Genomic DNA, 13,233 nt, shown 5'->3' with positions numbered 1-13,233 from the left:
ACAGCGAGGACGAACGACCTTGACACCGCCGAACCACGGCACACACTGCAAAGACGGGAAGCCAACCAACCCGAACTGTCGCCCATGTCCCCGAACGCTTTGTCACCGATGTCTCCGGAACACACACCCGTCCTGGCGTGGTCGATCGCCGATGATCATGGGGAATCGGGGGCTCGGGGGACGACGGGGAGGCCGTGCTCGAGCTCGGTGAGAGTTAGCAGGACCAGCGACGACGTCCAGGCGAGCGGCGCGACCGAGGCCGGAGCGGCCTCGGCGTCGACCTTCTCGGGCAGTGAGCCGAGCGGCGTGCGGTAGGTGTCGAGGAAGGTGACCAGCCGGTGGGCGTCGGTGTGGTCGCCGTTGCCGGCCATGGCCAGAGCCAGCAGTGCGGTCTCGGGCGTCCAGGCGACGTCGACGTCCTTGCGCCAGGCCTCGCCGGGGCGGTGACCGCCGTTGGGCACCCGCAGCGCGATCTCCGTCGCCCGCACGGCGTCGGTGACCGGCGCCGTCGCGGGGGCGAACGGCGGGGCGAGGAAGGTGACCGCGGCGTCGGCGCCGCCGTCGGGCGGGGTGCGCGGGTAGCCGTGCGGGGCGAACTCGCGCTCGATGGCGTGGTCGAGCCGGCGGGCGGCGTTGGTCCAGACGAACGGGTCCTCGACGTCGATGAGCGGGGCGAGCGCCAGCGCGGCACGCAGGCCGAGCGACGCCGGCGCGGCCACGCCGAGCGTCAGGTCGGACTCGTCCTTCTCCCAGTAGTCCGACGACGGCGCGGGCAGGTCGTCGTCGCCGAGGGAGCGGACGATGGCGTTGGCCGAGGCGATGACCGCGGGCCGCAGCTCCTCGAGCATCTCGGCCGCGACATCGGGCTCCACCTCGCGCGAGACCAGCCACACGGCCCAGAGCACCCAGCCGGCGCTGTCGAGCTGCTTGGGGCGGTCGTCGGGCGGGCCGGAGCCGTCGGCGAGGTAGCGCGCCTCCCACTCGCCGTCCCAGGGGGCGACGTCGGCGAGGAAGCCGAGCACGTCGGCGGCCTCGCGGTCGTGGCCCGTGACGGCGTACGCGGCGGCCGCGAACGAGGCGTCGCGCGGCCAGACGTGCTTCCAGGCGGTGACCGGCGCGGCCATGAGGGCGCCGGTGGGGCCGGTCAGCGCGCGCAGGTCGAGCAGCGCCCGCTCGGCCATGGCGTGGTAACGGGTGCCGTGGCCGGGGACGACGCCGTCGGCCAGCCAGTCGCGGTCGTCGTCGATGCGGGCGGCGACGGCGGGATCGTCGCGGTTCGCGCTGCTGAGCACACTCGTGCCGGGGATGAACGCGGCGCCGGAGTCGGCCGGCACCGTCGCGACCACGCCGCCGGGCTCGACCACGACGCCGTCGGCCCTCAGCTGGAGGACCGTCCCACGGGTCGGGGCCATGCTGAGTGCGGCGATGACGAGGATCACCGCCGGAAGCCCGATGCGCCACCCGAGGCGGCGGGACGATCGCACGACACCAGCGTACGTGGTCCATACCACTGCGGCGTTTCCCGCCGGGTCACGGTTCGGTCGCCCTCCGTTCCCTCGCAGTTGGCGCCAAGGTCCCCCGCCGAGCAGCGAGGATGGTCACGTGACCCCACCGGACTCGCGGCTCTCCCGACGCCTCGGCACCACGGACGCCGTCGCCGTCGGCCTCAGCGCCATGATCGGCACCGGAGTCTTCGTCGCCTGGCAGCCGGCCGCGTCGGCCGCGGGCGCCTGGCTGCTCGCCGGGCTGGCCGTCGCCGCCTTCGTCGCCTTCTGCAACGCGACGTCCACGGCGCAGCTGGCCGCCGTGCACCCGCAGGCCGGCGGCGCCTATCACTACGGCCGGCTGCGGCTGGGCGAATTCTGGGGCGCTCTCGCCGGGTACGCGTTCGTGCTGGGCAAGTCCGCGTCGTGCGCGACGGCGGCGCTCGCGGCCGGGGCGTACCTGTGGCCCGAGCAGGACGTGCTCGTCGCGCTGGTGGCGGTCGTGGTGGTGACGGCGGTCAACCTCGCCGGCGTGACGAAGACCGCGCGCGTGGGCGCGGTGCTGGTCGGCATCGTCGTGGTGGTGCTGGCGGTGGTGGTCGTGACCGGGCTGACGGGTGCGGGCGTGGCGCCGTCGTGGCCGGACGGGCCGGCGCCGGACGGGGCGGCCGACGGCGTGCTCGGAGTGCTCGGATCCGCCGCCGTGCTGTTCTACGCGTTCGCCGGCTACGCCCGCATCACGACCCTGGGCGAGGAGGTCCGCGACCCGGCCTCGATCCCGCGCGCCGTCGTCGTCTCGCTGACGGCGGTGCTGGTGCTGTACGCCGTCGTCGGGCTGACGGTGCTGCTCGTGCTGGGTGCCGAGGGGACGGCGGCAGCGGTGGATCCGCTGCGCGCGGTGGCGGCGGCCGCGGGGGCCGGCTGGCTGGAGCCGGTGGTCGCGTCCGCGGCAGCGGTGGCGGCACTCGCCGCGCTGCTGTCGCTGCAGGCCGGCGTCGGGCGGACGGCGTTCGCCATGGCGTCGTCGGGCGACCTGCCCCGCCCGCTGGCGGCCGTGCACGCACGGCGCCGGGTCCCGCACCGCGCCGAGCTCGCGTCCGCCGCGGTGACGGTGCTGTTCGTGCTGGTCGGCGACCTGGCGACGACGCTCGCGGCCAGCGCCTTCGCGGTGCTCGTGTACTACGCGGTGGCCAACACGGCCGCGTGGCGGCTGTCGGCCGCGGAACGGCGCTGGCCGCGCTGGCTGTCCGCGGCCGGGTTGGTGACGTGCGTGCTGCTCGCGCTGTCGCTGCCCTGGCGGACGGTGGCCGCCGGCGCCGCCGTCCTGGCCGCGGTCATGCTCGCCCGGTGGGTCGTTCAGCGCGACGGCTGATCCTCGAGCTCGCGCCAGCGCAGGTCGAGCAGCCGCAGCAGCGCCGGGTAGACGACCGCCAGCCGTAACGGTTTGATCGCGGCCAGGTAGAGGGCGCCGCGCCGCCCGTGCGGCTTCACCAGGACCGCCAGCTGTCCGCGATGGCCGGCGCCGCCGTCGTCGACCCAACCCAGGTGGAGCACGGCGTGCACGGTCTCGTTGGCCAGCTCGGCCGCGTACTCGCCGGGGCGGACGTACACCGTCGTGAAGGGGGTGCCGGGCAGCGCACCGTCGTCCACCGGGGCCTCGACACCGGCCGGCAGCCGCTCGCGCAGCGACGGCACCCGCGCGCCGACCGCGCTCGACGGGTCGTCCCAGCCGAGCAGTCGCCCCAGGGTCCAGCGTGCGGCCCACAGCGCCCGGACCGGCGGCGGCGCCTGCTCGGGGAACGGCAGCGTGTCGAACGCCTCGACCAGCCGCGGGAAGTCGTGCCGGCCGCCGTGCGCGGGCAGGGCCCACACGTCCTCGAGCCGGAAGTCGGGGGCGATCTCGTGGATCAGCCAGGGCCGGCCGGTGTGGGCCTGTGCGGGCAGTCTCATCGCGCCCCTCCCCGCGGACGGCGCAGGATCAGTGCGGCCGGCACGGCGAACGCCCAGAACCCCGACTTCGGCATGAGGGCCACGCCCCACAGCGTCAGCCCGAGCAGGGCCCAGCCGAGCCCCCGGGGCACCGGGCCGGTCCGGCGCTCGGCCCAGCGCACGACGCCGCCGAGCAGGCCGACGCCCAGCCCCGCCGTGACGTACCAGAAGCCGATGCCGCGCTCGGCGATCAGCGACGGGTCGCCTTCGACCGCGAGCAGGACACCACCCTCCCAGGTGCTGCGCAGCGAGTCGGGGTAGACCAGGGGCGCGGCCAGGACGTGGCCCGCGGCGATGGCGAGCAGGGACCAGCCGACGACGGGCCGGTGGCGCACGGGGCGCGGGTCCGCGGCGACGGCCACCTCGGGATGAGTCGATCGCGTCATAGTGCCATGCTGGCACAGTGTGCCAGACTTGACAACCGCGGGTCTAAGGCCAGATCGGCGCGAGTCGCTCGATGATCAGCTCGATGGTGTCGGCGACGGTGTCGCCCCCGGCGCCGGCGGCCCACGCCAGCATCGCCGCGTCCAGCGCCCCCAGGTAGGCGCCCGCGACGATCACCGCGATCCGCCGGTCGAGAGGCGCGCCCCTGGCCGGGTCCTCCATGACGGCGACCACGCGCTCCGTCCAGGTGGGATTGGCGAGGAAGGCCGGTTCGAGCGCCGGCACGGAGTCGATGATCCGCCAGGCGATGCCGATGCGGCCGGCCTCGGCGTCGAGGTGCGCTCCGATGACGCGCGCGGCTCGTTCGACGACGTCGCGCGGCGGGAGGTCGGCGGGCGCGGCCGCGACGACGTCGTCCCACATCGCCATCCACTCCAGCGGCAGGTCGAGCAGGATGCGGTCCTTCGCCGGGAAGTGGCGGTACAGCGTTCGGCGCGACACTCCGGCGGCGGCGGCGATCTGTTCCATGGTCACGGCGTCGTAGCCGTGTTCGTCGAACAGCCGCAGGCCGGCCGCGACGATCTCAGCCCGGGTCTCGCGGTGGCGTCGGGCGCGCAGGTCGGTCACGGCCGGGCTCCTGCTCAGACCGGCCAGTCGACGGCGGCGCGGAGGTCGCCGACGGGAACGCCGCCGCCGAGGACGGGGGCGGCGGCGAGCTTGTCGAGCACCGGGGCGTCGACGCCGAGGAGCTGGAGGGCGGCGACCATGACCACCGTGCGGGCGCGGTGGCCGCCGTCATCGATCTTCAACGCGAAGGCACGCCCGTCGTCGAGAGCACCCGCCAGGACCGCCTCGGCGCCGGCCTTGCAGAACAGGCCGGGCACGCCGCCGATCAGCTCCGCCTCGTCGCGGGTGCTGCCGCTGGTGTACTCCGGGTGCGCCTGGATGGCGTCGACGACCCGGCGCTCCGGCGTCCCCGGCTCCGCCAGCGCGAGCGAGCGGAACATCCGCGCCAGCCCCGTGAGTGTGACGGCGAACAACGGTGCGCCGCAGCCGTCGACGCCCGTGCGGGCGATCGCCTCGCCGGCCAGCGAGCCGACGGTGTCGTGGATCGCTACCTGCAGCGGGTGCGCCGGGTCCAGGTACCCGTCCGTCGGCCAGTCGTTGACCACACAGGTGAGCAGCATGGCGGCGTGCTTGCCGGAGCAGTCGGCCGTCAGCGACGACGGCTCGCCGCCCTGCCGGACGTAGGCGACCATGGTCTCGGGGTCGATCGGGTGGCCGGGGGTGTTGCGCAGAGCCGGCACGTCGAGGCCACCGAGCGCCAGGATGCGCCGCACGCCGTCGAGGTGGAACGGCTCGCCGGAGTGGCTGGCCGCCGCCAGGGCGAGCAGCTCGCCGTCGAGCGGCAGCCCGAGCCGCAGCATCGCGGCGGCCTGGGCCGGCTTGTTCGACGACCGCGGGTACATCGGCGCCTCGGTGGCCCCGACGGCGAACGCCACGGCCCCGCCGGTGTCCAGGCCCACGACCGACCCCCGGTGCCGGGACTCGACGAGCCCCGACCGGACCACCTCAGCCACCAGGACGGCGTCGCCCGCGCGCATGTCGCTCCCTCGCCTTCACGTCGCACATCGGTGCGACGATCCTGTCACGAGGGACCGACGGCCCGCGCCGTCACACGGTGAAACCGCCGTCCACCAGTACCGATGTGCCGGTGATGTAGCGGGCGTCGTCGCCGGCGAGGTGCGCGACGGTGGCGGCGATCTCGTCCGGGTCGGCGAACCGGCCCAGCGCGGTGTGCGACCGGACGACGTCCGCGTAGAGCCCGTCGGCCGGGCTGAGGTCGGTGTCGGTGGGGCCGGGGTGCACCAGATTGGCCCGGATCCCCCGGCCGCCGAGGTCGCGGGCCAGCCCCTTCGTCAGCCCGGTCAGCGCCGTCTTGCTCATCGAGTACAGGCCGTAGCCGGGGAAGACGGTGCGCTCGGCGACCAGGCTGCCGATGGTCACGATGCTGCCGCCGCCGGTCATGTGCCGGGCCGCGGCCGTCGAGGCGACGAACGGTGCCCGGACGTTCACGGCGATGGTGCGGTCGAACTCGTCGACCTCGAACTGGTCGATCGGCCCGACGGAGTACCGCGCGGCGTTGTTGACCAGGATGTCCAACCGGCCGAACCGGCCGGCGACGGTGTCGACGGCGGCCGTCAGGGCGGCGGCGTCGGCGCTGTCGACCCGCAGGGCGAGCGCGCGCCGTCCGGCCTCTTCGACCGTGGCGACCACCTTCTCCGCGGACACGGTGTCGCTGAGGTAGGTGAAGGCGACGTCGGCGCCGTCCTCGGCCAACCGGCGGACCACCGCCGCGCCGATGCCCCTGCTGCCGCCGATGACCATGGCCACCCTGCCGTCGAGCCCCGTCCGTGTCCGTGGTGTGCTCATACCTCGATTCTCCGGTCTTCGGGGGGACGCTGCTGGCGGGTATCGGCCGCCGCGTCGGCGGCCGGACGCGCGTGCGACGATTCGGGACATGCGAGCGGTCGTGCAGCGGGTGCGGTCGGCCTCGGTGTCGGTCGACGGCGAGGTCGTCGGCGCGATCGAGCCGGCCGGGCAGGGACTGCTCGTCCTCGTCGGGGTGACCCATGCCGACGACGGCGAGGTCGCGGCGAAGCTGGCCCGCAAGGTCTGGGGCCTGCGGATCCTCGCCGAGGAGAGCTCCGCGTCCGACGTCGGCGCGCCGATCCTCGTCGTCAGCCAGTTCACGCTGTACGCCGACACCGCGAAGGGCCGCCGCCCGTCCTGGGGCGCGGCGGCGCCGGGACCGGTGTCCGAACCGCTCGTGGCCGAGTTCGTCGCAGCGCTGCGCGACCTCGGCGCGCAGGTCGAGACCGGCGTCTTCGGCGCCGACATGCAGGTCAGCCTGGTCAACGACGGCCCGGTGACACTGATCCTCGACGTCTGATCCCCACCTTTCGCAAGGGAGAGCCATGATCATCGTGACCGGTGGCAGCGGCCAGGCCGGCCGGGCCTGCGTCGCGGACCTGACGGCGCACGGCTACGACGTCGTCTCGGTGGACCTCGCACCGCCGGCCGACGCGTCGGTCCGGCACAGCCGCGTCGACCTCACCGACTACGGGCAGACGGTGGCGGCGTTCGCCGGCGTCGACGACCGCATCGACGACGTGACGGGCATCGTGCACCTGGCCGCGATCCGGGCGCCGGGCCTGGCGCCGAATCCCGTCACGTTCTCGGTGAACACGCTGAGCACCTACAACGTGTTCGAGGCGGCCCGGCAGCTGGGGGTCAAGAACGTCGTGTGGGCGTCCAGCGAGACGGTGCTCGGGCTGCCGTTCGACACCCCGCCGCCGTACGTCCCCGTCGACGAGGAGTACCCCGGCCGGCCCGAGACCGCGTACTCGCTGTCGAAGCTGGTGGGCGAGACGATGGCCGAGCAGTTCTGCCGCTGGGACCCGGAGCAGAAGATCATCGGGCTGCGGCTGTCGAACGTCATGGACCCCGAGGACTACGCGCGGTTCCCGTCGTTCCAGGACGACGCGCTGCGGCGCAAGTGGAACCTGTGGGGCTACATCGATGCCCGCGACGCCGCGCAGGCCGTCCGCCTGGCGCTCGAGGCCCCGCTGACCGGCGCCGACGTGTTCGTCATCGCCAACGCCGACACCGTCATGGAGCGGCCGAATAGCGAGCTGCTCGACGAGGTCTTCCCGGGCGTGGAGCGGCGCCGCGAGTTCGGCGACCACGAGACGCTGCTGTCGATCGAGAAGGCCCGGCGCGTGCTGGGCTACGAGCCGCGGTTCGGCTGGCGGACGGCGTAGGCGGCGGCGCCGCGGGTCAGCGCAGCTGGGCCCGGACGTGCAGGCCGATCTCGGGGTCGACGACGACCTCTTGCGCGGCGGCCACCCCTCCGGCCAGCAGCTCGGCGTCGACCGGGGTGTTCCGTTTGACGACGGCGAGCGCGACCGGGCCCAGCTCGTGGTGGCGGGCGGCCGAGCCGACGGTGCCGACGGTACGGCCGTCGAGCTCGACGGCGTCGCCGTGCTCGGGCAGGGTGTCGACCGAGCCGTCGAGGTGCAGCAGGACCAGGCGGCGCGGCGGCCGGCCGAGCGTGTGCACGCGGGCCACGGTCTCCTGGCCGCGATAGCAGCCCTTGTCGAGGTGGACGGCGGTGCCGATCCAGCCGACCTCGTGCGGGATGGTGCGCTCGTCGGTGTCGAGGCCCTGGCGCGGCTCGTGCGCCTCGATGCGCAGCGCCTCGTACGCCCAGACGCCGGCCGGGCGGCGGGCGCCCACGTAGGCGGCCAGCTCGGCCCGCGGGACGAAGACGTCGCGTCCGCGCTCGGTGACCCGGCTCAGGTGGGCCTCGGACGGGGTGGTGACCGGCTCCCACACGACGGCGAGCTCGCCGGTGACGTCGGCGACCTCGACCTGGGACCAGAACTTCATCTTCTCGAGGAAGTCGCGCAGCGGCTCGGCCGACGGGGGCTCGACGTGGAACCAGAAGGCGTCGCCGTCGTCGACCCCGTAGAGCGCGTGCTCGACCCGGCCGTTCGCGTCGAGGACGAGGGCCGACGTCGCCCGGTGCGGCTCGAGCCGCTCGACGTGCTGGGTGATGAGCTGGTGCAGCCAGGTCAGCCGGTCGGGGCCGCCGACCCGCAGGACCGCGCGGTGCGAGAGGTCGACCGCGCCCTCGCCGTCGACGAGGCGCCGCTGCTCGCGGAACGGATCGCCGTAGTGCGCGGCGACACCGTCGTCCGGTCCGGTGGCCGCAACGGCTCCGGGGGTGTCCAGCAGCGGGCTGCGGTAGGCGTCCATGTCTACATCCAACACCCGGCGGGCGGGAATCAGTCCCGGGCCTCCAGCGCGCCCGTGACCCGCTTGAGCTCGGCCGACAGGTGCGGCTGCAGCTCGTGACCCATGGCCGACATCTGGTAGAGGTACATGAGCGCGCCGTTGACCAGGCCGTACAGCCGGTGGCCGGTGCGGTAGTCCTTCGCCGTCTCGGTCTTGAGCACGCCGCGGGTGGAGATCTCGACCCGGGCCGGCTCGGTCTGCCCGATGTAGATCTCGACGAACCCCGTCGGGTGCGTGAGGAGCACCTCGATCTCGTCGTTCTCCTGCGGGCGCCAGTACCCGGTCTCGCGGGCCGCGGGACGCACGAGGTTGCCGTCGTCGTCGAGGATCCAGCTGCGGCTGCGGTAGGACAGGAACGGCTTGTCCGGCACGTAGCCGAACTCGACCTCTTGGCCGAACCGGAACGCCTCGATGGTCGGGTAGTCGCCGAGGCCGGCGCCCTCCCAGCGGCCGAGCAGCCAGGCGACGGGCAGGCAGGCCGGGTGGAGGTCGTCGGGGATCTCGATCACGGCGGACTCAGGCCTGACCCTTGAACAGCTTGTAGACCACGAGCACGCCCATGAGCCCGGCCGCGATGGTGACCAGGACGAGGATGCTGGTGAAGACGAGTTCGAGCACGCGGCGAGTTTATCCTCGGACGTCGTCGGGCCGGGCATGACCCCGGCAGAGGTCACCCTGGCCCGGCGTCTGGAACCGAGGACATCGAGGAGACCTCCGGCCCCCTCTCGTCGTCAGCCTGCCCGGCCCCGTTGGGGCGGGACGAGGTCCATCGCAGCCGTCCCGGCCGGGAACTCGACCGGCAGCGACACGTGCTCGTGCGTGATCGCCCACCCGTCCGCCGTGCGGCGCAGGATGTCGGTCGCGCGGACGCAGTAGCCGACCTCGCGGCCGGCGGCGAGGGTGCCGCTGGTCCGGATCAGCATGCGCACGGCCGCGACGTCGCCGCCGGCCTCGACGTGGACGTCGGTGACGTCCTGCCCGATCGGGCTCGACCAGCGGCCGAACCAGTCCCGGAACCGGCCGCGGAGCGCGTCGATCCCGGCGTAGTACAGAGGCGGCACGACGTCGAAGTAGACGATGTCGGGCGCGTAGAAGGCGAGCAGCCGGTCCAGGTCGCGGGCGCGGATGGCCTCGGAGCGGCCCTCCAGCAGGGCATCGATCTCGGTGGTGTCCATACCTCTACGACGACGCGGCCCGGCGGGATGTCAGGCCGGACGCGCCGCCTAGGCTGAGGGCATGGAGCGCACCCTCGTGGTCAAGGTCACGGCCGGCGCCGACGCCCCCGAGCGGTGCTCGCAGGCGTTCACCGTGGCGACGACGGCGCTCGCCGCGGGCGCGACGGTGTCGCTCTGGCTGACCGGCGAGTCGGCCTGGTTCGCGCTGCCCGGCCGGGCCGCCGAGTTCGAGCTGCCGCACGCCGCGCCGCTGCCGGACCTGCTGGACGCGCTGCTGGCCGGCGGCATGGTGACGTTGTGCACCCAGTGCGCCGCCCGCCGCGGCATCGGCCCCGGCGACGTCATCGAGGGGGTCCGCATCGCCGGCGCCCCGACCTTCGTCGAAGAGATCATGGCCGACGGCGTCCAGGCCCTCGTCTACTGACGCCGGACAGCAGCAGACCCCCAACCCCCCACCCCCAAAGTCGATCTTGGAGAAATGGCGGCGTTGGTGGGCGATTTTGCCCGATTGGTACCGCACTTACTCCAAGATCAACGGGGGCGGAGGTGACGGGAGCGGAACGGGGCCGGCGAATGCCGGCCCCGTTCGCGCGTGATCATCCAGCGAGTGAGTACGTCAGACGACGTGCACCTCGACATCGGTGACACCGACGTCGGCGACGACGGCGCGGTCGACGGTCTCGGCACCCGGCGCGAGCGTGCGCACCGTCCAGCGGCCCGGCGCGGCGAAGAACCGGAACTGGCCGGTCGCGCTGGTCGGGACCTCGGCGGTGAACTCGCCGGTCGCGTCGAGCAGCCGCACGTACGCACCCGCGAGGGGCGCGTCGTCACGCTGGACGACGCCCTGGATGACGGTCTGCTTGGTCACGTCGATCCCTTCCAGCGAGACTCCGCCCGCAGTGGCTCCGCACATCGGGCTCAGGCCTTGCCGGGCTCGTCGCCGAGCGCGACCGGCACGCCGACCAGCGAGCCGTACTCGGTCCAGGAGCCGTCGTAGTTCTTGACGTTCTGCACGCCGAGGATCTCGCGCAGCACGAACCAGGTGTGCGAGGAGCGCTCGCCGATGCGGCAGTAGGCGATGGTGTCCTTGTCGAGGTCGACGCCCACCTCGCTGTACAGCGCGCGCAGCTCGTCGTCGGAGCGGAAGGTGCCGTCGTCGTTGGCCGCCTTGCTCCACGGGACGTTCGCAGCGGTCGGGATGTGGCCGCCGACCTGCGACACCTCCTGCGGCAGGTGGGCCGGGGCGAGCAGCCGGCCCGCGTACTCGTCGGGCGAGCGGACGTCGACGAGGTTCTGGACGCCGATGGCGGCGACGACCTCGTCGCGGAAGGCGCGGATGGAGTTGTCCGGGTCCTGCGCGGAGTAGGTGGTGGCCTCGCGCGAGGGGACGGCGTCGACGAGCTCGCGGCTCTCGAGCTCCCAGATCTTGCGGCCGCCGTCGAGCAGGCGGACGTCGTTGTGCCCGTAGACCTTGAAGTACCAGTACGCGTACGCGGCGAACCAGTTGTTGTTGCCGCCGTAGAGCACGACGGTGTCGTCGTTGGAGATGCCGAGGCCGCCGAGGAGGGTCTCGAACTGCTCCTTGGTGACGAAGTCACGCCGGACCGGGTCGCGCAGGTCGGTGGTCCAGTTGACCTTCACGGCGCCGCGGATGTGGTTCTTGTCGTAGGCGGCGGTGTCCTCGTCGACCTCGACGAGCACCACCTTCGGGTTGTCGAGGTTCTGCTCGACCCAGTCGGCCGAGACGAGGCTGGACTCGCGGCTCATGACGCGACCTCCGTGGTGTTGGGTTGGGATGGGAACAGACGCCGGTAGGCGAGGTAGATCTCACAGCCCAGGCAGAAGCCGAAGGCCGCGTTCAGGAACGCCGCGGCCAGGGCGGCCGCGACGGCGACGTACGCGACGACGGTCAGCCCGCTCGCGAAGGCGATGACGCCGGCGACGGCGAACACCAGCCCCACGGCCTGGGCGAACCGCGGCGGCGCGGCGTCCTCGAGCTCCCCGGGCGGGCCGAGCCGCGGCCGGACGAGCGTGGCGTAGAGCAGGCCGTACGGCGCTCGCTGCAGCCCGAGGAACGCACCCGCCGCGAACACCAGGCCCTGCAGGGCCAGCAGCCAGGTGCTGCCGGTGACCAGCACGACCGCGAGCACGACGGCGGTGAGCGTGGCCGCGAACCGGGGACCGCGGGGGTCGATGCGAGTCGGCATGGTCCTCCTGACGTGGACGGGACGGGATGTGATCGTCAGGAACGGCGGCGCGATGCGTGGCGCGCGGTGCGACCGGGCGCGCGGGCGGGGCCGTTCCCCGTCAGGGAAGGCGACAGAGCATGGACGCGGCGCGACCGAAGTCGATCGCGCGACGCTTCCAGAGCTCTGTGCGGAACATGGTGACGAGCGTACGACCCGGACGCCTCCGCGTCACCGTCCGTATCAGATGGCGAGATATGTCGTCTCGCCATCCGGCCAATTCAGGCGCGAAGGGCGGGAAGCGCGGCCCTGACGTCCGCCAGCCTCGGCGCTCCGGTGGCCCGGCGGACGATGCGGCCGTCGCCGTCGAGCACCAGCGTGGTGGGTGTGCGCAGGATGTTCAAGCGCCGGACGAGGTCGAGATGGTGCTCGGCGTCGATCTCGACGTGCACGACACCGTCGGTGTCGGCGGCGACGTGCTTCAGGGTGGCGCGCGCCGCCCGGCACGGCTGGCAGAACGCCGTCGAGAACTGCACCAGCGTGGCCCGCTCGCCCAGCGGCTCGCCGAGCTCGTCGGGACCCAGCAGCGCGTCGTCCACCCTCGCCTCCACCACTCGGCCGTCGCGGGCCCGCCGCCACAGCCCGAACGCCGTGGCGGCCGCGAGCACGGCGACGACGACCACCAGTCCTGTCACATCGGGCACAACGCCCGCGCGACGGCGCCGAATTCCCAGCGGAACAGCCGGTTTCAGGCGACGAAGATGCGGCCAAGCACGTAGGCGGCCGGCGCGGCCGCGACGAACGGCAGGCTGACGCGCAGCGGCAGGAAGGCGGCGGCGCCGCGCGGGACGGCCGCGGCCTCGGCGCCGTCGCCGGTCACGGTGCCGGAGCGGGTGCCGGCGGGCGCGGGCGACCCGACGGTGACGGCGACCGGCTGCGGCGTGTACTCCTCGGCCAGGCGGTCGACGGCGGCGAAGGCGACCGCCGCCAGCAGGCCGGCGAAGGTGGCGATGACGACGGCGCTGACGGCGGGGACGGCGTCGGACATCCAGTCCGTGGTGAGCACCAGCGCGCCGGCGCCGAGCGCGGCCACGAGCACGCCGATGAGCCGCCGGACCGCCCGCGACACCGGCAGCGACTCCGTCAGCCCCACCG

Annotated in this window: 17 protein-coding genes and 1 pseudogene; 4 read left to right on the top strand and 14 right to left on the bottom strand. The window is 73.6% G+C overall.

What is annotated here, in order from left to right; translation table 11 throughout:
• Positions 1-155: 155 nt before the first annotated feature.
• Entirely contained in the window at positions 156-1,484 is a 1,329-nt protein-coding gene (locus E1212_RS27700; protein ID WP_131988552.1) for a glycoside hydrolase family 15 protein, read from the bottom strand.
• Between the two features lie 118 nt (positions 1,485-1,602).
• On the opposite strand from E1212_RS27700, the gene E1212_RS27695 reads away from it, so the two are divergent.
• Positions 1,603-2,856, top strand: coding sequence for an APC family permease (locus E1212_RS27695; protein WP_131988550.1), 1,254 nt, complete (start codon positions 1,603-1,605; stop codon positions 2,854-2,856).
• Here E1212_RS27695 and E1212_RS27690 read toward each other — a convergent pair.
• The 5 genes from E1212_RS27690 to E1212_RS27670 all read right to left on the bottom strand — a co-directional run bounded on the left by E1212_RS27690 (position 2,841) and on the right by E1212_RS27670 (position 6,290).
• Positions 2,841-3,434, bottom strand: a complete 594-nt coding sequence (locus E1212_RS27690; protein ID WP_131988548.1) for a DUF2867 domain-containing protein — start codon at positions 3,432-3,434, stop codon at positions 2,841-2,843. The two genes, E1212_RS27695 and E1212_RS27690, sit on opposite strands and share 16 nt — an antisense overlap.
• On the bottom strand, positions 3,431-3,859 hold the full coding sequence (locus tag E1212_RS27685; RefSeq protein WP_131988546.1) for a DUF6463 family protein: 429 nt from the start codon (positions 3,857-3,859) through the stop codon (positions 3,431-3,433). Before E1212_RS27685 ends, E1212_RS27690 begins: the two co-directional genes overlap by 4 nt.
• Positions 3,860-3,902: 43 nt before the next feature.
• A complete protein-coding gene (locus E1212_RS30185) occupies positions 3,903-4,484 on the bottom strand; it encodes a TetR/AcrR family transcriptional regulator (protein ID WP_203417335.1) in 582 nt (193 codons plus the stop codon).
• Positions 4,485-4,498: 14 nt separating this feature from the next.
• Entirely contained in the window at positions 4,499-5,461 is a 963-nt protein-coding gene (locus E1212_RS27675) for an asparaginase (RefSeq protein ID WP_131988544.1), read from the bottom strand.
• Positions 5,462-5,531: 70 nt separating this feature from the next.
• Positions 5,532-6,290 carry an SDR family NAD(P)-dependent oxidoreductase gene (locus E1212_RS27670; protein WP_131988542.1) on the bottom strand — a complete coding sequence of 253 codons (759 nt, stop codon included), beginning with the start codon at positions 6,288-6,290 and terminating at the stop codon, positions 5,532-5,534.
• Between the two features lie 88 nt (positions 6,291-6,378).
• Between E1212_RS27670 and dtd the strand changes: the two genes are divergently transcribed.
• Together dtd and E1212_RS27660 are read left to right on the top strand one after the other, a co-directional pair.
• Positions 6,379-6,810 (top strand): D-aminoacyl-tRNA deacylase, encoded by a 432-nt coding sequence (dtd, locus tag E1212_RS27665; protein WP_131988540.1) that lies wholly within the window; start codon positions 6,379-6,381, stop codon positions 6,808-6,810.
• A gap of 25 nt (positions 6,811-6,835) precedes the next feature.
• Positions 6,836-7,681 carry an NAD-dependent epimerase/dehydratase family protein gene (locus tag E1212_RS27660; protein ID WP_131988538.1) on the top strand — a complete coding sequence of 282 codons (846 nt, stop codon included), beginning with the start codon at positions 6,836-6,838 and terminating at the stop codon, positions 7,679-7,681.
• 16 nt (positions 7,682-7,697) lie between these two features.
• Here E1212_RS27660 and ygfZ read toward each other — a convergent pair whose 3' ends face one another.
• The 3 genes from ygfZ to E1212_RS27645 form a co-directional block, all read right to left on the bottom strand.
• Positions 7,698-8,678, bottom strand: coding sequence for a CAF17-like 4Fe-4S cluster assembly/insertion protein YgfZ (gene ygfZ, locus E1212_RS27655; RefSeq protein ID WP_131988536.1), 981 nt, complete (start codon positions 8,676-8,678; stop codon positions 7,698-7,700).
• A gap of 29 nt (positions 8,679-8,707) precedes the next feature.
• The gene (locus E1212_RS27650) at positions 8,708-9,226 is read right to left on the bottom strand and encodes a heme-binding beta-barrel domain-containing protein (RefSeq protein WP_131988534.1); all 519 of its coding nucleotides are present in this window, start codon (positions 9,224-9,226) and stop codon (positions 8,708-8,710) included.
• Positions 9,227-9,448: 222 nt separating this feature from the next.
• A complete protein-coding gene (locus E1212_RS27645) occupies positions 9,449-9,892 on the bottom strand; it encodes a YybH family protein (RefSeq protein WP_131988532.1) in 444 nt (147 codons plus the stop codon).
• Between the two features lie 61 nt (positions 9,893-9,953).
• Here E1212_RS27645 and E1212_RS27640 point away from each other — a divergent pair, with 61 nt between their 5' ends.
• The gene (locus E1212_RS27640) at positions 9,954-10,316 is read left to right on the top strand and encodes a DsrE family protein (RefSeq protein WP_131988530.1); all 363 of its coding nucleotides are present in this window, start codon (positions 9,954-9,956) and stop codon (positions 10,314-10,316) included.
• Between the two features lie 192 nt (positions 10,317-10,508).
• Here the strand turns inward: E1212_RS27640 and E1212_RS27635 are convergent, their stop codons facing one another.
• The 5 genes and pseudogenes from E1212_RS27635 to E1212_RS29750 form a co-directional block, all read right to left on the bottom strand.
• A complete protein-coding gene (locus tag E1212_RS27635) occupies positions 10,509-10,805 on the bottom strand; it encodes a DUF1416 domain-containing protein (protein ID WP_131988528.1) in 297 nt (98 codons plus the stop codon).
• Positions 10,806-10,810: 5 nt separating this feature from the next.
• Complete coding sequence (locus E1212_RS27630; protein WP_131988526.1) at positions 10,811-11,659, bottom strand: sulfurtransferase; 849 nt, start codon at positions 11,657-11,659, stop codon at positions 10,811-10,813.
• Positions 11,656-12,099, bottom strand: coding sequence for a DUF4395 domain-containing protein (locus E1212_RS27625; RefSeq protein ID WP_131988524.1), 444 nt, complete (start codon positions 12,097-12,099; stop codon positions 11,656-11,658). Before E1212_RS27625 ends, E1212_RS27630 begins: the two co-directional genes overlap by 4 nt.
• A gap of 260 nt (positions 12,100-12,359) precedes the next feature.
• Complete coding sequence (locus tag E1212_RS27620) at positions 12,360-12,773, bottom strand: thioredoxin family protein (protein ID WP_131988522.1); 414 nt, start codon at positions 12,771-12,773, stop codon at positions 12,360-12,362.
• Between the two features lie 53 nt (positions 12,774-12,826).
• A pseudogene (locus E1212_RS29750) lies at positions 12,827-13,233 on the bottom strand (hypothetical protein); the annotation flags it as partial.

It is taken from the genome of Jiangella ureilytica (assembly GCF_004348545.1).
Classification (GTDB): Bacteria; Actinomycetota; Actinomycetes; order Jiangellales; family Jiangellaceae; genus Jiangella; species Jiangella ureilytica.
Note: the sequence above shows the minus strand (reverse complement) of the source record. Positions and strands in the feature narration are given on the sequence as shown.

Bases quoted from the DNA above. Each gene is read 5' to 3' on its own strand.
- E1212_RS27690 (WP_131988548.1), bottom strand. From the start codon at position 3,434: ATGAGACTGCCCGCACAGGCCCACACCGGCCGGCCCTGGCTGATCCAC.
- E1212_RS27685 (WP_131988546.1), bottom strand. From the start codon at position 3,859: ATGACGCGATCGACTCATCCCGAGGTGGCCGTCGCCGCGGACCCGCGC.
- E1212_RS27675 (WP_131988544.1), bottom strand. From the start codon at position 5,461: ATGCGCGCGGGCGACGCCGTCCTGGTGGCTGAGGTGGTCCGGTCGGGG.
- E1212_RS27670 (WP_131988542.1), bottom strand. From the start codon at position 6,290: ATGAGCACACCACGGACACGGACGGGGCTCGACGGCAGGGTGGCCATG.
- dtd (WP_131988540.1), top strand. From the start codon at position 6,379: ATGCGAGCGGTCGTGCAGCGGGTGCGGTCGGCCTCGGTGTCGGTCGAC.
- E1212_RS27660 (WP_131988538.1), top strand. From the start codon at position 6,836: ATGATCATCGTGACCGGTGGCAGCGGCCAGGCCGGCCGGGCCTGCGTC.
- ygfZ (WP_131988536.1), bottom strand. From the start codon at position 8,678: ATGGACGCCTACCGCAGCCCGCTGCTGGACACCCCCGGAGCCGTTGCG.
- E1212_RS27645 (WP_131988532.1), bottom strand. From the start codon at position 9,892: ATGGACACCACCGAGATCGATGCCCTGCTGGAGGGCCGCTCCGAGGCC.
- E1212_RS27640 (WP_131988530.1), top strand. From the start codon at position 9,954: ATGGAGCGCACCCTCGTGGTCAAGGTCACGGCCGGCGCCGACGCCCCC.
- E1212_RS27635 (WP_131988528.1), bottom strand. From the start codon at position 10,805: ATGTGCGGAGCCACTGCGGGCGGAGTCTCGCTGGAAGGGATCGACGTG.
- E1212_RS27630 (WP_131988526.1), bottom strand. From the start codon at position 11,659: ATGAGCCGCGAGTCCAGCCTCGTCTCGGCCGACTGGGTCGAGCAGAAC.
- E1212_RS27625 (WP_131988524.1), bottom strand. From the start codon at position 12,099: ATGCCGACTCGCATCGACCCCCGCGGTCCCCGGTTCGCGGCCACGCTC.